This window comes from Streptomyces sp. HUAS MS02, from assembly GCF_055702265.1.
Genome location: NZ_CM146747.1, coordinates 538,624 through 558,819, shown reverse-complemented (window position 1 = coordinate 558,819; position 20,196 = coordinate 538,624). Strand labels below are relative to the sequence as shown.

Annotated in this window: 15 protein-coding genes and 1 pseudogene; 11 read left to right on the top strand and 5 right to left on the bottom strand. The window is 71.9% G+C overall.

All coding sequences use genetic code 11. The features are described from left to right. Positions 1-24: 24 nt before the first annotated feature. The 4 genes and pseudogenes from ACZ9QC_RS02470 to ACZ9QC_RS02455 all read left to right on the top strand — a co-directional run. Positions 25-135 (top strand): annotated as a pseudogene (locus tag ACZ9QC_RS02470) (sensor histidine kinase); the annotation flags it as partial. A 268-nt stretch (positions 136-403) separates the two neighbouring features. Beyond that, positions 404-892, top strand: coding sequence for an ATP-binding protein (locus tag ACZ9QC_RS02465; protein ID WP_472918576.1), 489 nt, complete (start codon positions 404-406; stop codon positions 890-892). Beyond that, on the top strand, positions 786-1,616 hold the full coding sequence (locus tag ACZ9QC_RS02460) for a peptidoglycan-binding domain-containing protein (RefSeq protein ID WP_472918575.1): 831 nt from the start codon (positions 786-788) through the stop codon (positions 1,614-1,616). The genes ACZ9QC_RS02465 and ACZ9QC_RS02460 overlap by 107 nt, the downstream gene beginning before the upstream one ends. 88 nt (positions 1,617-1,704) lie before the next feature. Continuing rightward, complete coding sequence (locus ACZ9QC_RS02455; protein ID WP_472918574.1) at positions 1,705-4,095, top strand: SpoIIE family protein phosphatase; 2,391 nt, start codon at positions 1,705-1,707, stop codon at positions 4,093-4,095. Between the two features lie 58 nt (positions 4,096-4,153). On the opposite strand, the gene ACZ9QC_RS02450 is transcribed toward ACZ9QC_RS02455, so the two are convergent. Together ACZ9QC_RS02450 and ACZ9QC_RS02445 are read right to left on the bottom strand one after the other, a co-directional pair. Beyond that, the gene (locus ACZ9QC_RS02450; RefSeq protein WP_472918573.1) at positions 4,154-6,064 is read right to left on the bottom strand and encodes a phosphatase PAP2 family protein; all 1,911 of its coding nucleotides are present in this window, start codon (positions 6,062-6,064) and stop codon (positions 4,154-4,156) included. A 96-nt stretch (positions 6,065-6,160) separates the two neighbouring features. After that, positions 6,161-7,075, bottom strand: coding sequence for a BadF/BadG/BcrA/BcrD ATPase family protein (locus ACZ9QC_RS02445; RefSeq protein WP_472918572.1), 915 nt, complete (start codon positions 7,073-7,075; stop codon positions 6,161-6,163). 246 nt (positions 7,076-7,321) lie between these two features. Between ACZ9QC_RS02445 and ACZ9QC_RS02440 the strand changes: the two genes are divergently transcribed. The 6 genes from ACZ9QC_RS02440 to ACZ9QC_RS02415 all read left to right on the top strand — a co-directional run bounded on the left by ACZ9QC_RS02440 (position 7,322) and on the right by ACZ9QC_RS02415 (position 15,606). Then, a complete protein-coding gene (locus tag ACZ9QC_RS02440) occupies positions 7,322-8,434 on the top strand; it encodes an ROK family protein (RefSeq protein WP_472918571.1) in 1,113 nt (370 codons plus the stop codon). 284 nt (positions 8,435-8,718) lie between these two features. Next, entirely contained in the window at positions 8,719-10,044 is a 1,326-nt protein-coding gene (locus tag ACZ9QC_RS02435) for an ABC transporter substrate-binding protein (RefSeq protein ID WP_472918570.1), read from the top strand. 125 nt (positions 10,045-10,169) lie between these two features. Continuing rightward, positions 10,170-11,081 (top strand): carbohydrate ABC transporter permease, encoded by a 912-nt coding sequence (locus ACZ9QC_RS02430; protein WP_472918569.1) that lies wholly within the window; start codon positions 10,170-10,172, stop codon positions 11,079-11,081. Next, on the top strand, positions 11,078-11,986 hold the full coding sequence (locus tag ACZ9QC_RS02425; protein ID WP_472918568.1) for a carbohydrate ABC transporter permease: 909 nt from the start codon (positions 11,078-11,080) through the stop codon (positions 11,984-11,986). Before ACZ9QC_RS02430 ends, ACZ9QC_RS02425 begins: the two co-directional genes overlap by 4 nt. A 2-nt stretch (positions 11,987-11,988) precedes the next feature. Further along, positions 11,989-13,704, top strand: coding sequence for a hypothetical protein (locus ACZ9QC_RS02420; RefSeq protein WP_472918567.1), 1,716 nt, complete (start codon positions 11,989-11,991; stop codon positions 13,702-13,704). Between the two features lie 69 nt (positions 13,705-13,773). After that, a complete protein-coding gene (locus ACZ9QC_RS02415) occupies positions 13,774-15,606 on the top strand; it encodes a hypothetical protein (protein ID WP_472921985.1) in 1,833 nt (610 codons plus the stop codon). A gap of 84 nt (positions 15,607-15,690) precedes the next feature. Here the strand turns inward: ACZ9QC_RS02415 and ACZ9QC_RS02410 are convergent, their stop codons facing one another. Beyond that, positions 15,691-16,350 (bottom strand): nucleoside/nucleotide kinase family protein, encoded by a 660-nt coding sequence (locus ACZ9QC_RS02410; protein WP_472918566.1) that lies wholly within the window; start codon positions 16,348-16,350, stop codon positions 15,691-15,693. Between the two features lie 93 nt (positions 16,351-16,443). Between ACZ9QC_RS02410 and ACZ9QC_RS02405 the strand changes: the two genes are divergently transcribed. Next, entirely contained in the window at positions 16,444-17,322 is an 879-nt protein-coding gene (locus ACZ9QC_RS02405) for an ANTAR domain-containing protein (protein WP_472918565.1), read from the top strand. A gap of 239 nt (positions 17,323-17,561) precedes the next feature. Here the strand turns inward: ACZ9QC_RS02405 and ACZ9QC_RS02400 are convergent, their stop codons facing one another. Beyond that, positions 17,562-18,677, bottom strand: coding sequence for a serine hydrolase domain-containing protein (locus tag ACZ9QC_RS02400; RefSeq protein ID WP_472918564.1), 1,116 nt, complete (start codon positions 18,675-18,677; stop codon positions 17,562-17,564). Positions 18,678-18,806: 129 nt separating this feature from the next. Then, positions 18,807-20,165 carry a CAP domain-containing protein gene (locus ACZ9QC_RS02395; protein WP_472918563.1) on the bottom strand — a complete coding sequence of 453 codons (1,359 nt, stop codon included), beginning with the start codon at positions 20,163-20,165 and terminating at the stop codon, positions 18,807-18,809. Between the last annotated feature and the right edge of the window lie 31 nt (positions 20,166-20,196).

Here is a 20,196-nt window from a genome sequence, read left to right as displayed (position 1 = left end):
ACCCGCCGGGCGGAGCGCTTCGCGATGGCCGCGGACCTGCATGACGTCGTCGCCCACGATGTCACCCGGATCCTGGAGCGGACGCAGGTCGCCCGCATCATGGCCGTCACCCGGCCCGAGCGCCTCGCCGCCGTGCTCGCGGACATCGAGCGAGCCGCGACCGAGGCGCCGGCCCCGATGCGCCGCACGGTCGTCTTGCCGCGCGACCACGAGGAGGAGACCGGGAGCGCCGACCGGCGGCCGGTGGGGGATCTTGCGGGCGTCCACGAACGGGTGCGCCGTTTCGGCGGTGTCGGCGGTGTCGGCGGTGTCCGCGGTGTCGGCGGACGCACGGTGCGCGTGGCACCGCCCCGCCGCCCTGCTGCGCCACGACGACTCCGTCCCCGACGGCCTGCCGAACTAGGTGCAGTCCGCAGCCTTCCGCGTGGTGCGGGAGGCCCTGACGAACGTCCGCCGGCACGCCGCCGACGCCACCGAGGTCACCGTCCACGTCCGCCGCGGGCCCGGTGGCCCGGAGGTCGTGGTCCGTGACGACGGGCGCGGCGGCGCACGGCTGCCGGAGGCCGCCCGGGGCGGTGGCTTCGGGCTGGGGGGTCTCACCGAACGGGTCACCGCGCTCGGTGGCCCTCTCCGGACCCGCCCGCGCGCACAGCCCCGGCTGGGAAGTCGTCGCCGCGCTCCCGACCGCCCCCCCGGCGCCGCCCCCTGCGCTGAACCTCCCGGCCCGGCTGCCCGTATCTCCTCTCGGGGATGGCGGGAGACCGCGTGCACAGAAGGAGAACAGCGTGTCGAAACCGCCCGAACCGGGCCGGACGGCGAAGCGTCCCACGATCGAGCCGACCTACGTCGTGCGCCGGCGCAGGACCGAGGCCCTGGCCGAGCTGCTGCGTGAGTTCGAGCAGTACAAGGGGACACCCGCGGCCGACGACGAGTACGAGACCGTCGTCGTACCCCCCACCCCGGCACCGGTGCCGTCGCCGCCGCCGTCGGCACCGCCCTCGGCGCCGACGCCCGCAGCCGGGACGGAGCCCGCTCCCGAGCGGATCCTGCCCCGGACGGAGTACGAGACCGAGGAACTGCCCCCGGTCATGGTCGGCGAGGACTTCGGCTCGGGCACGGTTCCGCGCGACGAGGGACACCGGCGCCGGCAGCGGCGTCGGCCGGCGCCCGGCGACGGTTCGGGCCTCAAGCGCGCCGCCGTGGTGGTCGGCGTCGGCGCGGCGGCCCTGCTGGGCTTCGCCGCCGCCCTGCTCCTGCCCGGCGCCGGCACGGAGAAGGAGGCACGCGTCGTCACCCCGACCCCGTCGGCCCCCGCTCCTTCGGCCCCCGCTGCTTCGGCCCCCGCGACCTCGGCGCCCGCCCCGGACGACGGCGCCGACCCGGACGGCCCCGGCACCCTGCGCGAGGGCGACAGCGGCCCCGAGGTCTCCGAACTCCAGCAACGGCTGCTGCGCATCCCGAACGTGTACGACAACGGCTCCACCTCCGGCCGGTACGACGTCGTCCTGAAGGAAGCGGTGGCGCGCTTCCAGCTCTGGTACGGCATCCGGGGTGACGAAACCGGCGTCTACGGCAACGACACCCGCAAGGACCTCGAATCCCGCACGGTGCTTTAGGGGGCGGCCGCCCGCCGGGGCCATCGACCCGGCACGTCATGGGCGTGGCCAGGTTGTTGCCCCGCCCTGATCGGACCATCCTGGCCATATGGTGACGAAGGCGTCCGGCGCGTCGCGGGCTGCCACGGCCGGTGAGGCGATGGCGGTGGTCGACGCGCGCGGCCTCGTCGCGGGGTGGAGCGAGGGCGCCCGACGGCTCACGGGGTACAGCGCCCAGGAGGTGACCGGCAGGCCGGCGGCCGACCTGGTCGACGGGGACCCGGCCGCGGTCTGGCGGACGCTGCTGACGGACGGCGACGCGGTGGTGGACCTGCGCCACCGGGACGGGCGCCGGCAGAAGGCCGCCGTGCGGATCTGCCCGGTGCGGGGCGCTGAGGGGGAGCGGCGGCGGTTCGTCGTCCAGGTCGCGCCCGACCCGACCGAGCGGGGCCTCGGCGAGCTGGCCTTCAACCAGGCATCGATGTCCATGTCCGTCTTCGACACCGGGCAGCGCTATCTGCGGATGAACGACTGGGCGTGCGAGGTCATGGGCCGGCCCGAGGAGGAGTTCCGGCACCAGTACTTCCTCGACACCGTGGAGGACGCCGAGCACAGCCGGGGCTTCCTGCGCCATCTGGAGATCGTGGTGGAGACCGGACAGCCGGTGCACTACGAGAGCTGGACCCGTTCGCCCTCCGGTCGGCGCATGCGTTCCTGGAGCTTCGAGATGTGGCCCGTGCGCGACCGCGCCGGCGAGCTGATCGGCACCGCGCTCGCCGGGTTCGACAGCAGCGAGCAGTTCTGGGCCCGCCAGCGCCTGGCCCTGCTCAACGAGGCCGCCGGCTCCATCGGCACCAAGCTGGACGTCGTCCATACCGCCCGTGAACTCGCCGAGCTGATCGTCCCACGGCTCGCCGACTTCGCCAGCGTCGACCTCCTGGAGTCCGTCCTCCAGGGCGAGGAACCCGAGACGGTCCCCGTGGAGGACGGTGTGCGGCTGCGCAGGGCCGCCCATCACTCCGGTACGCCCGGTGTCCCGGAGGCGGCCATCGCGCTCGGCGCCGCCGACGTCTACCCGCCCTTCTCCCCACCGGCCCGGGCCCTGCTCAGCGGCGAACCCGTGCTCACCCGCACCGGCGAGCACCTCCTCGACTCCTGGTTCGCCCAGCACGGCGCCCGCTCCGCCAAACTCCAGGAGGCCGAGGCCCCCGACCTCTCCCTGATGGCCGTACCGCTGGTCGCGCGCGGCACGACCCTAGGGGTCGCCGTCCTCGTGCGGATCCTGACCCCCGAGCACCCCGACGCCTTCGACCAGGACGACGTGTCCCTGGCCGAGGAGCTCTGCAGCCGGGCGGCCGTCTGCGTCGACAACGCCCGCCGCTACACCCGGGAACGCAGTACGGCACTGGCGCTCCAGCGCAGTCTGCTGCCGAAGACGGTCGCCGGGCAGGCGGCCGTCGAGTTCGCCTCCCGCTATCTGCCGGCGCTGTCGCAGGCCGGAGTGGGCGGCGACTGGTTCGACGTGATCCCGCTGTCCGGGACCCGGGTGGCACTGGTCGTCGGCGACGTGGTCGGCCACGGCATCCACGCCTCCGTCACCATGGGCCGGTTGCGCACCGCCGTGTGGGCGCTCGCCGACGTCGACCTGCCGCCCGATGAACTCCTCACCCACCTGGACGACCTCGTCGAACACCTCGCGGCCGGCGACGGCACGGGGGAGGGGGAGATCGGCGCGACCTGTCTGTACGCGGTCTACGACCCGGTGGACCGCAGCTGCTCGATCGCCTCGGCCGGGCACGTCCCGCCCGTGGTGGTACGACCCGACGGCAGCGTCCAGGTCGTCGAGGTGGCGGCCGGGCCGATGCTCGGCGTCGGCGGCCTCCCGTTCGAGGCCACGGAGTTCCAGCTGCCCGAGGGCTCGGTCCTCGCCCTGTACACCGACGGTCTGGTCGAGGCCCGGGACCGTGACATCGACACGGGCACCGCCGCCCTGTGCGCCGCGCTCCAAGGGTCGGTCGACGGCCTGGAGCGCGCCTGCGACACCGTGCTGAAGGCACTGCTGCCGGAGATCCCGGCCGACGACGTGGCGCTGCTCCTCGCGCGCACCCGCGCCCTCGACGCGGAACAGGTCGCCGTCTGGAACCTCACCGACGACCCGGCGCTGGTCGCGGGGGCGCGCAAGCTCGCCACCGACCAGCTCAACCGCTGGGGCCTGGAGGAGGCCGTCTTCGTCACCGAGCTCGTGGTCAGCGAACTCGTCACCAACGCCATCCGCTACGGCGGCGCCCCCATCCAGCTGCGCCTGATCCGCGACCGCACCCTCATCTGCGAGGTCTCCGACGCCAGCAGCACCTCGCCCCATCTGCGCCGGGCCCGCAGCTTCGACGAGGGCGGCCGCGGCCTGCTCCTGGTCGCCCAGCTCACCGACCGCTGGGGCAGCCGCCCGAGCGGGGCGGGCAAGACCATCTGGGCCGAGCAGGCGCTGCCGCCGAGCCCGTAGAACAGACAGCAGTCGGGGGCGGCTCACGTCACCCCCGACTGCCTCACTCCCGAAGGAGTCAGTGCTTGCGCAGACGCACTGACACCCCGTGCGCCGTGAAGACCTGCTCCGCCGACCAGCCCTCGACGGCCACCGAGACCTCCGAGAACCGGCCCTGCAGCGACCGCGCCCCGACGACCGCGACCGTGCTGCCGGAACGCGGCGCCTGCTTCGCGTCGAAGCGGACCACCAGCTTGCTGCCCCGCTCCAGGACCGCGCGCCCGTCGACCACGAGGGCGGCGTCGGTGCCTCGGTCCAGCGTCACGTCGAGGACACCGGCCTGCGTGTAGCCGCCGCGCACCCGGACGGTACGGTCGCCGGTGGCCAGCGTGCCGCCCTTCACCCGGACGTCACCGCGCCCGAACGCCTCCTTCGAGCCCGCCGCGAGGACACCGGCCTCCACGACCGTGCCGCCCGTGTACCGGTTGGCCCCGGACAGGGTGAGCGTGCCGCTGCCCTTCTTGACGAGCCCGCCCGCACCGTCGATGTCGTTGCGCCAGGTGTCGGCCGCGGCGAAGCCGCCGATCGCGGCGTCCAGCGTGACGGTGACCTCCGAGTCGAAGGCGCCGTAGCCGTCCGCCGCCGCGAACAGGTTGAGCCGGCCCCACTGCTCCCAGCCGTCCAGCAGCACATAGCCCGACGGCAGCGCGGTCGTGCGCAGCACCTCGCGCCGCTGCGCCGCGTCGAGGTACGGCAGCCGCGTCTCCAGCAGGACCTCGGCGCCCTTGGGCACGGTCAGGTCCTCGGAACGCCCGCGCCGGGTCAGCACGTACGTCAGCTTTGGCTCGACCAGCCGTGCGTTGGCGCAGCGGTCGGCGTACGGGTCGGTGTCGCTGCCCGCGGAGTGCGCGTACGCGTACAGCGTGTCGGCCGTCGTGCCGGTCTCGGCCTGGAAGTACTCGGCGGCCTGTCGTCGCGCGGCGGCCTTGAGCTCGGCGTTCTTCGGGTCGGCGAGTGCCGCGGCGGCCAGGGCCGTGGCCATGACGCGACCGCCGACGACGTCGACCGCGGAGTGCATGCCGGAGATGATCCGGTCGTGGCTCGCCTCGAAGGCGCGGGTCACCATCTCCTGGAAGCGCTCGGGGACGGCGTACGCGTAGGCCAGGGCCGCCAGGTGCAGCGCGTTGGTGTGGCCGCTGGGGAAGCCGCCGTCCTCGGCCGGGTTCTCGCCGCGCTGCCGCAGCAGCTGCGGGGCGACGATCACGGCGGATTCGTACACCGGGTACCCGAACTCGTCGATCGCGCCGGTGTCGACGACCTCGCTGTTCTCGTTCATCCGCCAGGGGCGCGGGTACTGGTAGGAGAACTTCGAGGGGTTGCTGGACGCGAACGGCCCGCGCACGGTGTTGACGAGTTCGGCCACCTTGCCGAGCCGCGAGGTGGTCGAGCCCGCGCCGTTCGCGGATCCGGCGGGCGCGTCGGCGGGGACGGAGTCGCTGATCTTGCCGGGCGGGGTGCCGTCGGGGGCGGAGGTGATCGAGGTGACCGCCATGGCCCCGGCCTTGTACAGGTCCGCCAGCGGGCCGAGACCGCTGATCACCGAGTAGCTCTGGTGCTGCCGGTCGGTGATGAACGCCTCGCGGGCCTGTGCCTCCGTGCGGCGGCCGGTCAGGCGCGCGCAGTAGCGCATGTTGGCGCGCAGGATCTCCGGCAGCAGCGGGGTGCCGGTGTTCCAGGCGTCGCCGGTCTTCCAGATCTCGGCGAAGCCGCCGAGCGCCCGGACCACGGCGTTGGTCTCCGGGGTCAGGTTCGCCGTGACGTTGGTGGTGTAGTCGTCGACGAACGGCGCGAACGCGGTGGCGGCCTTGGCCTCGGGCGCCTGCCAGAGGTTCGCGACGGTCGGAGCGGCGATCAGGCCGGCCGAGACGCCGAGGGAGTTCCTGAGGAAGACACGGCGGTTGAGCGTGTGATGCCCGGCAGATGACGGCATGGAGCGCCGCTCCTTTCGCGGTGGGTTGATCAGGTGCGGGCTGAGCGTGGAACTGACGGATGACCGGTCCATGTCCGGTCGACGACCGGCCGGTGATCAGCCGGTGGCCGGTCGGAGGAGAGTACGTGCAAGTGCCAACGCCCCTTCTACCGGGGGCACTTGGAGCACATGCGGTCGCGCGGACGGTACCGCCTCGGCGAGGGCTTCGGCGAATGCCGCGTACAGGGCGGGCCGGGACAGGATCGTCCCGCCGGCCACCACCACGTTGTCGACGGGGACCCGGCGGGCGTCGAGCCGCGCCACGAGCGAGGCGAGGGCGCGGCCCCCGTCCGAGATCACCTGGCGGGCGAGTTCCGAGCCGTCCTCGGCGGCCTCGAACACCTCGGGAGCGTGCCGGCCCCAGTCGGCGGACATCGCCGTGGCGGCCTCCAGGGCCCCGCCGAGCGCCGGCACCTCGCTCACCCCGAAGGAGGCGACGAGCCGGTCGGCGAGCGCGTCGGGTGCCTCGCCCCGGTCGTGCGCGGCCCAGACGGCACGGCACGCCTCCCGGACCAGACCGGCGGCGCCGCCCTCGTCACCGAGAACCGCGCCCCAGCCGCCGACCTGCACCGCCGTACCGTCGGCGGACCGGCCGACGGCCACCGACCCGGTGCCCGCGACCAGTCCCACCCCCTTGTCGAAACCGGCGGCGGGAGCCAGCAGCTCGGCGTCGCCCACCACCAGACACGGCACCTGAAGCCGTTCCTGGAGGGCGAGACGTATCCCTTCGCACTGCCGGGGCGTCTCGCAGGCATGGGCGCCGACGGCCACGCCGGACGCAGGGGTGTGCGCGGGCAGCACCTCCCCGACCAGCGTGGCCAGCCATGCGGCCGCGGCCGCCCGGTCGTGCGGCCGCCAGCCACGGCTGGTGCGGATGTGGTCGGCGACCGGGTCCGTCCCCGTGACAGCACGGAGATGGGTCTTGGTGCCGCCCACGTCGATACCGACCGCGACGGGCCTTGAGTCCGGCACGTGAGGCCTCTTTCGTCGTTGCGTTGCGATGGGCGCAGCGACGGCTGGGCGAAACCGTGCCTGGACACACAGGGTCTGTGGGGGGTGCTAGGGAAGCCCCGGGACGGGCCTCTGACGGTGCGGTAGGCGAGTACCGCTTGACTTCGTTAGGAAATTAACTAACGAATTAGAGGGCGTCAAGGGTGACCGGACGCCTGATACCGCACGACCGTGCGGCCGGATGATCGCGGCACGACTGGGGAGACCATGCAACTGAGCGAGAGCGCGCGCGCCGTCTTCGCCGTACTGGCCGCGTCGAGCACCGCCACCCGCCCCCAACTGGCCACCGGGGCGCGCCTTTCCAAGCCGACCGTCTCCACCGCCGTGGCGGAGCTGGAGGCCGCCGGACTCGCCGCGCGCTCCGGCACGCTCACGGGCGGAACGGGCAGGTCGGCGGCCGTTTACGACCTGGGGCTCGCCGCCGGCGCGGTCCTCGCCGTCGACCTCGGGCCGAGCGTCACCCGGGTGCGGGTCTGCGCCCTGGACGGCGCCCTGCTCGCCGAGGGCACCGGACCGCGGGCGGACACCGTCGACGTCGTCGCCCAGGCCCTGGGGCGGCTGTCGGCCGGGGCGCCGCTGCGGGCCATCGTGGTCGCCGTCGGCGACGTCACCACCCAGGGCCGGGAGGGCATGGCCGTGCGGCCCGCGACCGCCAAGGCGGGCCCCATCTTCGACGCCCTGACCGTGGCCCTCCCGCCGGGCGTGCCCGTGCACGTCGAGAACAACGTGAACTGCGCCGCCCTCGCCGAGCTGCACGAAGGCGCGGCCCGGGGCCGGGACACCTTCGGCTATCTGCGGATCGGCGTCGGTATCGGTCTCGGTGTCGTCATCGGCGGCCAGGTGCTGCGCGGCGCGAACGGCGCCGCGGGCGAGGTGGCCCGGCTGCCCTACCCGTGGGACGCGGACCGGGAACCCCGCCACGAGGGCCTGGAGGCGCACATAGGCGCGGGTTCCCTGCTGCGGCGGGCGGCGGACGCCTGGCGGGGCGTGGACGGCGTGTGCCCCGACACCGTCGACGGGCTGTTCGCGCTGGCCGACGCGGGACACACCACGGCCCGCGCCGTCGTCGGCCGGCACGCCGCCGACGTGGGCCGACTGGCCGCCGCGGCGACCGCCGTGCTGGACCCCGGCCTGATCGTGCTGGGCGGTGCCGTCGGCTCCAAGTCCCGCCTGCTGCCCGGCGTACGGGCCGAGTTGGCCCGCCTGAGCTGGCCCACGGAGGTCGTGAGCAGCGCCCTCGGCGACAGCGGCACCGTGGTGGGGGCCAGCCGCCTGGCCGTGGCCCGGGGAATCCAAACCGTGACCGGAGGGTCGGGGTGAAGCATTGACGGACTCCACCGGCATCTGCCAATGTCCGGACAAGCGCTTTCTAGGTCGGCCGGGACGCCGACTTGGGGCGAGTCGTCCCGCCCGTACGCGACGTACGGCAACCGCACGAGGGCGTGCCCGTGCGGTGACAGCCAGAACGGCTGGGGAGCCCGCCCCACGTGGAGACGCGGCCGGGCGAGGCCGCGCCCGGAGAGCGACGTTTCCTGCAAACTGCACCCGTGCCGCCTCGGTCGGCCCCGTGCTCTGTCCCCATACGACGAAACAAGGGATCAAAGATGACCACTGTGGGTGTGCGGCGCTCCAGCCGACTCGGCCGCGGCGGTACGCGCCGCCTGGTTCCCCTCGCTGCCGGTGTCTCGGCGGCCGCCCTGTTGCTCTCCGCCTGTGGAGGAGGGGAGTCCGACTCGGGCGGTACCTCCAAGTCGCTGACGTTCTGGATCTCCACGGTTCCCGGGCAGGACGCGGGCTGGAAGAAGATGGTGGCGCAGTACGAGAAGGAGACGGGCGTCAAGGTCAAGCTCGTCAACATCCCCTACGAGGGCTACACGACGAAGCTGCGCAACTCCGCGCAGGCCAACTCGCTCCCCGACGTGGCGGCCGTGCCGGCGCTCGACCCGATCTGGTCGAACAAGCTGATCGACCTCAAGGACATCGCCGACAACAAGGCGAACAAGATCAACACCAACTTCGTGGCCAAGGACTCGTCCGGGAAGGTGCTGTCCATCCCCTCGGACGTCACCGCGTCCGGCATGTTCATCAACAAGTCGCTCTTCGAGAAGGCCGGCGTCGACTACCCGACCTCGCCCGACAAGACCTGGACCTGGACCGAGTTCATCAAGGCGGCGAACGAGGTCCGGGAGAAGACGAACGCCAAGTACTCCCTGACCTTCGACCAGTCGCCGTCCCGGCTGCGCGCCATGGTCTACGAGATGGGCGGCAAGTACGTCCACGCCGACGACTCCGGCAAGTTCTCGGTGGACGACGCGACCAAGAAGGCCGTGAAGACCTTCGTCGGCTGGAACGACGACAAGACCATGCCGAAGTCGGTGTGGACCAGCGGCGCCGACCCGTCGGCCATGTTCCAGAGCGGTGACGTCGTCGCCTACTGGTCCGGCGTGTGGCAGGTCGCCGCCTACTCGGAGAGCATCACGAAGTTCGAGTGGGCGAGCGTCCCGACCCCCGCCCAGCCGGTGCAGGCCAGTGACGTCAACAGCGGCGGCATGACGGTCGGCTTCAACAACAACGCCGACGCGGCCGCCGCCGCGAAGAAGTTCCTGTCCTGGCTGTACGAGCCCGACCACTACAGGACGCTGTGCGAGACCTCCGGCTTCCTGCCGGTCGAGAGCGGTCTGAACCCGAAGTACCCCTTCAAGTCCGAGGCGGCGCAGGCGGCGTTCAAGCTCTACAACGAGTCCATCCCGCTCTACGACCCGATCTCCGGCTACTTCAACAGCGCGCAGACGAGCTGGGCGCTGAAGGGCAAGAGCCTCGCCGAGGACCCGACCAAGACGGAGCTCGGCAAGGCGATCAACGGCCAGCAGTCGTCGGACAAGGCACTGGAGAACATCGTGGCGGGCTACAACCAGCAGGTCGGCGGCTGAGCGTAGGCCGACAGTCCCGGGCGGCGGATTCGAGACGCCGCCGCCCGGGCCCCCCAGGCCCGCGTGATGCCGGGCTCAGATCCTGAGCCCACCGGAACTCAATCCACCAGCACGGAGTCAGGAAGATGACAAAACGCGCCTCGGCCGTGTCCGCGAGCCCGCCCAGGAGACGCAGCAAGTACACCCTTGCGCCGCTCGTGCTCATCGCGGCCAATGTCGTGCTCTTCTCGCTGTTCTTCGTCTGGCCGGCGGTGATCGGGCTCGTCTACTCCTTCACCAACTACACAGGCGTGGGGGCGTTCCAGTTCATCGGACTGGACAACTACGACAACCTGCTCGGGGACTCCACCTTCTACGACGCGCTGACCCGGACGCTGCTGTACACCGTCCTCTTCGTCCCGCTGAACTTCGTGGTCTCCCTGCTCGCCGCCAACCTGGTGGTGAGCAAGCACGCCAAGGGCGGGTCGGTCGCCCGTGTCATCTTCTTCATTCCCTGGCTGCTGTCGCCCATCGTCGTGGGTGTCCTGTGGCGGTGGATGTTCGGTGAGAACTTCGGACTGGTCAACTACGTCATCGAGAAGTTCGGCGGAGACGCCGTTCCGTGGCAGTCGAACGCGGACCTCTCGCTGCTCGTGGTCGTGATGGCGGCGGCCTGGGCCTGGACGGGCTTCACCATGCTGCTGTTCATCGCGGCGATCAAGAACGTACCGGTGTCGTACTACGAGGCCGCCTCGCTCGACGGCGCCGGCCCCTGGCGCCAGTTCTTCAGCATCACCCTGCCGAGCATCGCGCCCACCTCGTTCATCGTCATCCTGCTCAACACGATCAACGCGATGAAGGAGTACCCGGTGTTCGTCGCCCTCAACAACGGCGGGCCCGGCACGTCGAACAACCTGCTGGTGCAGTACATCTACGAGACCGGCTTCAAGCGGGGCCAGATCGGCTACGCGAGCGCCGCGTCGTTCGTGCTCATGCTCATCCTGATGGCCGTCGCGATCATCCAGCTGATCGTCAACCGGCGGGTGGAGAACCGATGACAACCACAGACATCCCACGCCCGGTCGACGCCGGTGCCGGTGCCGGCCGGACCGTCTCCAAGAAGCGGCCCCGCCGCGGGGGCCGCGACGGTCTCCGGCAGGCGGTCTCCGCGACGACACTGCTGTGGGTCCTGGCGTGCCTGTACGGGCTGCCGGTGCTGTGGTTCATCCTCAGCTCCCTCAAGCCGGCCGGCGACCTGTTCTCCGTTCCGCTGACGCTGATCCCGCACAACCCCACGCTGTCGGGGTTCAGGGCGGCGTGGGACAGCGCCAACTTCTCCCAGTACTTCATCAACACCACCATCGTGTGCGTGATCACGACGATCCTCACGGTGGGAGTGAGCTGCTGCACCGGGTACGCGCTGGCCAAGTACGACAACAGGTGGCTGAAGGCCTTCTTCCTCTGCATCCTGGCCACCACCATGCTGCCGGGCGAGGTCATGCTCGCCCCGTCGTTCCTGGTGGTCCGCGACCTCGGCCTCTACAACTCGTTCGCCGGCATCATCCTCCCGGCCGTGCTCACCGCGACCGGATGCTTCATGTTCCGCCAGTTCTTCCTGACGGTTCCCGACGAACTCGTGGAAGCCGCGCGCATCGACGGCGCGCGTGAGCTGTCGATCTTCCTGCGGATCATGGTGCCGATCTCCCGGCCCATCATGCTCACCCTCGCCATCCTGTCCTTCCAGTGGCGGTGGAACGACTACATCTGGCCGCTGCTGATGCTGAACGACCCCAACAAGTTCACCGTGCAGATCGGCATCCAGAGCATCGTCGGCGCGCAGAACATCAACTGGTCGGTCCTGCTGGGCGCCTCGGTCATCTCCATGATCCCGCTGATCGCCGTCTTCCTGGTCTTCCAGCGCTACGTCATGAACGCCGACATCAACGCCGGCCTGAAGGACTGACCTTGCCCACCCCGCTCGACCACGAGTTCGTCCGCGCGGCGGCGCTCGCCGCCGACGGGTCGGCCGCCCAGCTCGCGGCCGACCCGTCGGCGGAATTCATCGGGCCGCACCGCGCCCTGGCCCGCCGGGTGAAGACCCTGATCGCGGCGTACCGCTCGCCGGAGTCGGCCCTGCACGGCAGCGAGCGGGCCGTCGCCGCCGCGCTGATCCACCTGCGTGCCCTGCGGTCCCTGCAGACGGCCTCCGGCCTCTTCGCGGGCGGCGACAACGTGCAGTCGCCGCCGGACTCCGCGTTCACCGTCAACGACGTGTGCGACGCGCACGTCCTCGCCGTGGGCGCGGGGCCGGAACTGGACGACGTCACCGCGGCGCTCGCCGAGATCGCCGGCGCCGCCACCGGCAGTCTTCTGACCGGCGGCGTGCACACCCCGAACCACCGCTGGGAGCTGTCCGCGGCGCTGGCGCGGCTGCACAGGTCGTTCCCGGACGACAGGTTGCTCGCCCGCGTCGAGGAGTGGCTCGCCGAGGGCGTCGACATCGACGCGGACGGCCTCTACTCGGAACGCAGCGCCGTCTACGCGTCCATCGTCACCAACCCGGCGCTGCTGTTGCTGGCCGAGGTGCTCGGGCGCAGCGACCTGCTGGACGCCGTCGAACGCAACCTCACCGCGACCCTGGACCTGATCAGGCCGGACGGCACGGTGGAGACCGTCCACTCGCGCCGCCAGGACCAGAGGCTGTCGTTCGCGCTGTGGCCCTACCTGCCGCACTACCGGCTGCTCGCGATCCGCACCGGACGGGGCGACTTCGCCCGCGCGGCCCGCCTCGCGGTCGCCGACGGCATCGTCGACCCCGACCTGCTCGCCCAGACCCTCCTCACCCCGGATCTGTGCCGCGCCCTGCCGGCCCCGGACGCGGAGAAGCTCCCCCGCGCCCGGTACCTCACCACCGCACGCCTCGCCGCACACGCCTCCGCGACCGCGCACACCGTGGTGTACGGGGGCTCCGACGTGCCCGAGCACCGGCGCATCCGCTCGGGCCTCGCCTGCAACCCCACCTTCCTGCGCCTGTTCGCGGGTGACGCCGTCCTCGACGCGGTGCGTCTGTCGCGCGTGTTCTTCGACCTGGGCCCGTTCCGCGCCGCCGACATGGAACGGCTCGCCGACAACCGGTACCGGCTCACCCAGACCCTCACCACCGCCTACTACCAGCCGCTCCCGAAGGACCGCAGGCGTGAAGACGGCGCCTACCCCCTGGTGGACGAGGGCCGCTTCTCCGCGGCGATGGCCTTCCCCGACCGCCCTCAGGACGAGGTCTCCCACACCACCCACGTCGAGGTCGACCTGCGGGACGACGGCGCCGACCTGCGGATCGACATCAGCGGACCCCGGTTGCCCTGGGCCCTCGAACTGACCTTCCGGCCGGGCGGCGTGGCCGAGGGAGCCGAACCGATCGGCGAGGGACGCTGGTGCCTGACGACCGGACCGATGACCTACCGCGTCGGAGACGACGAGATCCGGGTCGAGGCCGAAGTCGAGGCGGGCGAACCGCTCGCCGGACCGGACCGGAGCGACGTACTGCGCTACGACCCCGGGCAGGACCACACCGTGGTCGGCGGCACCGACGCGACGACCGGAAACCGTGTCTACCTCGGTGGGCACGGGCCGCAGACACTGACCCTCACCCTGCGTGCCCGCCGGCCCGCACCCGCCGTGTGACTCCCACGAACCACACCATGGCCACCACAGGCTGAAGGACTGATCCCCGTGCACCTCACGTCCCCTCCCGTGCATCTCCCACGCCAGCTCGGCCCGCTGCACGACCTGCCGGACAGCCCCGAGGCGTACGACGCGGTCCTCGCCGACGTCGTCGAGCAGGCCCTGGAGCGGATCACGCCCGAAGGCAACCTCGAACACCCCGCATGCGTCGACGACATCGGTGACACCTCCCTCGGCATCACCTCACTGCTGGCCCTCGCCTGGCAGCGCACCAAGGACCCGCGCCTGCCCGGAGCGGTCGGCCGCAGCACGGACTTCCACCTCCAAGAGCGCGTCTTCACCGACGACAACCCCGGCTACCCGAACCTCCGGATCCGCGACTCCGGCTTCCCGTACGCCCGTTACACCCTGGCGCCCGGCGCCCACCCCATCGGCGACTGGCCGAGCACCGTCTGGGCGCTGCTCCAGGCCGTCAACCTGCTCGACCTCGCCGACGGCCTTCTCACCGAGGAGCAGACCCACGCCCTGCGGGAGACCAGCCGGGGTTACTGGCGCTGGCTCACCGAGGCGACCTTCTTCAACCCGCAGGAGGCCGGCAACCAGGCCATCGGCTGCGTCGTCGGCGGCCTGATGCTGGCCCGCCACCTTCCGCCCGAGGACGGCAGGCGGATCCGCGAGCAGGCCATCGCCCTGTACGTGGACGAGATCCGCGCCCACCGGGTACGCGACCGGGGCGCTCTCCTCCCGCCCGAGCACGGCGGCGCCTACGACAACAACTACGGCCCGATCTCCCTGTCCTTCCTCGCCCAGGCCCACCTGGTGAGCGGCGAGCAGATCTTCGCCGAGGACGGGGAGGCGCTCGCCCGCTACATCGACGCACGCCTCACGGTCGGCGGCTTCGACAACGGCGGCCCCCGCTACAGCGAACAGCACTCCGGCTTCGAGTCCGTGCTCGGCCTGCGCTACTTCGGCCATCGTGTCGGCGCCGACCTGGGCCGCTACCGGGGCGACACCCGATGGGGCCGCCACGCGGTCAATCCGGACGGCGGGGTCGACGGCCACTTCGCGTGGATGCTGGTCTGGCAGATCCAGGACACCACGCCCTGGCACCGCGCCCCGTCCACCGATCCGGTCCGGCACCAACTGCGCGCCGGCCGGGTCTCGGTCGCCTTCGACTCGAGGATGACACCCGCCCTGGTCGAGGCCGACGGGACGTACTTCCTCCCCGCCGCAGTCAACCGCCAGCACGGCTTCGGGCCGGTCGTCGACGGCTTCCTGCTCTGCCGCCCCATGGGCGAGACCCGGGTCCGGGACGTCCGCGCCCACGGCCTGGCGGCCAAGCTCGTCACCAAGCCCGTCGTCACCCGCGACCACGTCCTGCGGCACGTCCGGTCCCTGTACGCCACCGACGGCACCCGGCTGTGGACCACGGTCGTCGTCGAGCGCCTGCCCGGGGAGCCGTACCTCCTCGCCGGACTGCCGTACGTCGCGGACAGCGCCGAGGGCCTGCGCCGGATCGCGGACGCCGACGTCGCCTCCGCCGGGGACCTGTGGCTGACCCATCCGGCCGCCGAGGGCCCGGAGTTCTTCGACGCCCGCGCCGACACCACCCAGGAGAGCGCCGCCTTCGCCCTCGCCGCCGACCCCCGCGGCTACGGGAACCCCGACGAGGGCTGGTCCCACCTGGTCGCCTCCACGGCCGTCGAGGCCACCCCCGCACCGGGCGCGCCGGACGACCTCACCGTCTTCGCCGTCCGCTACGGCGGTTCCGGCGAGGTCTTCGCCCCCACCTTCGACCGTGTCGCGGAGGGGCTGAGGGTCCGTACGGAGGCCTTCACCGCCGTGATCGGCGACCCGGCGGGCGACCACCGAGGTGAACCGACACTGACCCTGCGAGCCTGACCCCGCGGCCCGACGACGGGCCCCACGAGCCGGCAGCCCGACGTTCCTGACGACGTCGGGCTGTCTCGTTCCCCCGGCCCGCTCCTACGCTCCCGAGTCCACCGCGGGCATCGCCGACCCCGGCACGATCAGGTCCGCGTACGGCCTGGTCGACGCCACCAGCTCCGCGTTGCGCTCGTCCGTGCGCAGCACCCAGGCGACCGCCTCGTCGTGCCCCTTGCCGAACTCCTCGTGCCGGGCCACCAGACGCCGGACGCGTTCGGCCTCGTCGAGGTCGCAGAACCACACCTCGTCCAGGTGGGAGCGGACCCGCGACCAGGGCTCCCCCTTCACCAACAGGTAGTTCCCCTCGGTGACCACCAGACGCGCGGACGGCGGGACCGGGATCGACCCCGCGATCGGCTGCTCCAGGGTCCGTTCGAACCCCGGCGCGTACACGACGTCGTCCTCGTCACCCCGCAACCGCTCCAGCAGGGCCGCGTACCCCGCCGCGTCGAACGTGTCCGGCGCGCCCTTGCGGTCCCGGCGGCCCAGGCGGTCGAGCTCCACGTCGGCCAGATGGAAACCGTCCATGGGGACATGGGCGACCCAGGGCTCGCCGCCGCCGTTGAGCTCCCGGATCAGCCGCTCGGCCAGAGTGGTCTTCCCCGCACCGGGGCCGCCGGCGACACCGAGGAGGGCACGACGGTCGGGGCGGACCAGGGCGGCGGCGCGACGCAGCAGGTCGTCGAAGGTGACAGGCATGGGGAAGACGGTAGACCCGCCCGGCGTACTGGCGCCCGGACCGGGCAGACGACCCCTGCTGCCATCGGAAAGCGAGCGAAGCGGAAGGTGCCCATGCGTGCGAGACCCTGGTCGGAGCCGGACGGCGACGACGAGGCGGTGCGGGAGGAACTGGCGCGACTGCGCGCCGAGGTGCGGCAGCTGCGCACCCGGATGGAGGGCCGGCCGCTGGTCGCCCAGGCCCAGGGCATGCTGCGGGAGCGGTACGCCCTGCCGGACGCCGAGACCGCGTTCGCGCTGCTCCAGCGGGCCTCACAGCAGTACAACGTCAAGCTGCGCACCCTCGCCGAGGCCGCCGTGGGCGCGCCACGTCCCGATGACCGCGGCGCGCTGTGGTTCCCCGGCCGGGCCCGGCACGCCGAGCCGGCCCTGAGCTTCGAGGAGGAACAGGACCGCCGCGCCGGACGCGGCAACCGGAGCCGCGTCCTGACCGCCGTCCTCAGCCAGACCCTCGCGATCGTCGGCACCGACATGGGCAACGTGCAGATCGCCGACCGCACCGAGGGCGGACTGCGCATCGAGCGGCACACGGGACTCACACCGGACTTCGTCGACTTCTTCGCGTACGTCGGGGACGGCGGCACCTCCTGCGCCAAGGCCGCGCGGGACGTCGCCCAGGTGACCGTCGAGGACGTGGCCACGGACGCGGTGTTCACCGAGGACGCCCGCTCCGCCATCCTCCACGCGGGCAGCCGCGCGTGCCACAGCGTGCCGCTCATCACCGCCTCCGGGCTGTGCGTGGGCATGGTCTCCGCCCATTTCGAGCGCCCGCAGAAGGGGCCGACACGAGCTCAGCTCAAGGCGTTGGCCGTCGCCGGCGCCGAGGCGGGCGAGTGGCTGGCCTGGTACGACCGGACCGTCGTCCTGGACGCCCTCGAACACCTCCACGCCCTCGGCCGTGCCCACGGCGGCGGCAGCATCAGTCGCCGGTGAGAGGGGTTCTCACCCGCGCGGCCCACTGATTCCCGCCCAGTGGGAACCCCCACCCACCCTGCCCGCCGCCCGTGAACGCGCGGCCCAACTCGGCCTGACGGGCGCCGCGTTCCCCTGGCGGACCCTCGACGGGGACGAACCCCGGCGCCCGGACGCCCCGGCCCTGAAACGACCCGGCCCGGCGCCGGACCGGCCCCCGCACCGGCGCCCGGGCCGCCACCGGGGCCGAGCGGGCTGAGTCAGCCGCAGAAGGTGGACTCCAGCGTGCTGTTCACCGTCGCGTACACGGTGCCGTTGTTGGACGTGTTGGCGAACGAGGTCACGCTGCGCTTGCCGTTCTTCGAGGTGAACGCCCAGGTGTAGTAGCCCTGCACGGTTCCCGTGTGCCCGTACACCGATACCCCGCACGACAGGTCGCGCCGGCGCAGTCCCAGGCCGTACGCCTGGGTGCTGTTGACCGGCGTCCACTTGAGCATCTCCTTCAGCCGGGCCGCCGAGGTGAGCTTGCCCTGCACCAGCGCGGACATGAACTTGTTCAGGTCCTTGGCACCGGAGACCAGACCGCCCGCGCTCTGCGCCCACGACGTCGTCTGCAGCGTCGAGTCGATCTTCTTCCCGGTGGAGTCGGCGGTCATGTAACCGCGCGAGTGCTTGCCGGGGATCGTGTTCTTCGGGTGGACGTAGAACGTGTCCGCCAGCTTCAGCGGTGTGATGATCCGGTCCTGGTACGCGGTCGCCACCGGCTTCTTGGTGAGCTTCTCGATGAGCATGCCCGCGACCACGAAGTTGGCGTTCGAATACGCGTAGGACGCGCCCGGCTTGTTGGTGACCGGCTTGGCGAGCGACAGGTCCATCAACTGACGGTAGGTGAACACCTTGTTCCGCACCTTCTCGAACCCTGCCACGCTGGGGGAGAAGAGGGTGTTGGCGTAGTCGTACAGTCCGCTGCGGTGGCTGAGCACATGGCGCACGGTGATCTTCTTGTCGGGCAGCAGCCCCGGCAGATACGTGTTGACGGGGGTGTCGAGCTTGATCTTGCCCTCGTCGACCAGCTGCAGCAGGACCACCGCCGTGAACGTCTTGGTGACGCTGCCGACACGGATGCGGTCCCCGGTGCCGAGGGCCCGCTTGGTGGACCGGTCCGCGACCCCCTCCGCCAGGTGGTGCACCTTGCCGTTGTCGTCGATCCGCGCGAACGCGCCCGGCGCTCCCTGCGACAGCGCTGTGCGCAGCGTTTTTCGCAGCTCGGTCGTGTCGGGCCCCGCCGCCGGGGCCGCGTGGGCGGGGACCGTCAGCAACGACAGCGCGACCGCGCCCAGCGCCACCACACCCGTGCCCACCGTTCTCGAAACCATCTGATCCGTCTCCTGTCACCCGCTGTCATCGACAGGGTGCATTGGAGTCGAGTGGTAACGGAGAGTCAAGTAGCGCAGTGCGGAGGTGAGTTGCCCGACTCGAAAGAGGGACAGTTCGAAGGTTCGGTTTCATCCGCCGAAGAGCTGGGTCCAGTAGGTGCCGGCCGGGCCGCCTCCGGCGAAGCCGATACCTATATGGGTGAAGCCGGGTTTGAGGATGTTGGCCCGGTGGCCGGGGCTGTTCATCCAGCCGCGCACCACCTCCGCGGCGGAGCGCTGACCGCAGGCGATGTTCTCCCCGATGGACCGGCGGGTGGAACCGGCCGCCGCCGCGCGGTGCCAGGGTTCGCGTCCGTCGGGGGAGGTGTGGGAGTAGAAGGCCCTGGCCACCATGTCGGCGCTGTGCGCCTGGGCGGCGGTGGTGAGAAGGGGGTCGGGGGAGAGCGGGGGCAGGCCGGCCCCGGCTCGTTCGGAGTTGGTGAGGGTGATGACGTCGGTCGCGGTCCGGTGCAGGCCGCCGGGGGAGAAGGGGTGGGCCCAGAGCGCCGTCCAGAAGACGGTGCCCGAGCGGGGGTCCGTGGCCTGGCCGAGGCCCGCCTCGCGCCAGGAGGGCTCGTGCAGGGTGCGTCCGGCTTCGGGGTCGGAGCGGCAGTAGTCCACGAACTCGGCGGGGGTGCGGGGGCCGGACACCAGGTGTTCGCCGATGGTGAGGTAGGCGTAGCCGGTGGTGGTGACGCGCTGGTAGACGGAGACGCCGTCCTTGCCTTCGGCCGCGAGGCGGCCCTGGGTGGCCATCGCGGTGGCGTGGGTCCGGGCCGCGGTGGTGAGCTGCGGGTTCAGGGTCACCGGAGGGGAACCCGCGGTGGCGCGGGTGGAGTTGACCAGGCTGAGGAATTCGTGGGTGGGGGGTGGTGAGGCAGTACGTTCGACACCCGCCGGTGGGGGCTGGGCGCGCCCATGCGGCGGAGCCGCACATGTCGCAGCTCCGCGCCCCTGACGGGGCGGCGGCTCTTCCAGTACGTCCACCCCGAAGTCCCGTGCCACCCCTGCCAGTCCGTCCGCGTACCCCTGGCCCAGGGCCCGCAGCTTCCAGACCGGCCCCCTGCGGTACAGCTCCGCCAACAGAAGTACGGTCTCGCGGGTGGGTCTCGGTGGGGTGAAGCGGGCCAGCGGGCGGCCGTCGGGGGCGGTGACGAGCAGGGTGGGTGCGGGCAGGTGGCCCAACGGTGTGTCGGGAACGGACGGGCTGATCGCGAGGGTGAGACGGGTGGCGCCGGGGCGCAGGCCCGGTGGGTTCACCGTCAGCGTGTCTCCGGACAGCCGGGCGCCGGGGGCCGTCGGCTGGTTGTAGAAGACGAAGTCCGCGTCCCCGCGGACCTTGCCGGTGTCGTCGGTCACGAGGGCGGAGACGTCGAAGGGGCCCGGCACCCTGATCGTCAGGGGGCCGCTCGGCAGAGGGGTGTTGCCCCCGGGTACCAGCTCGTTCATCGGCGCCGTCCGTCGCAGTGACCGTCAGCCC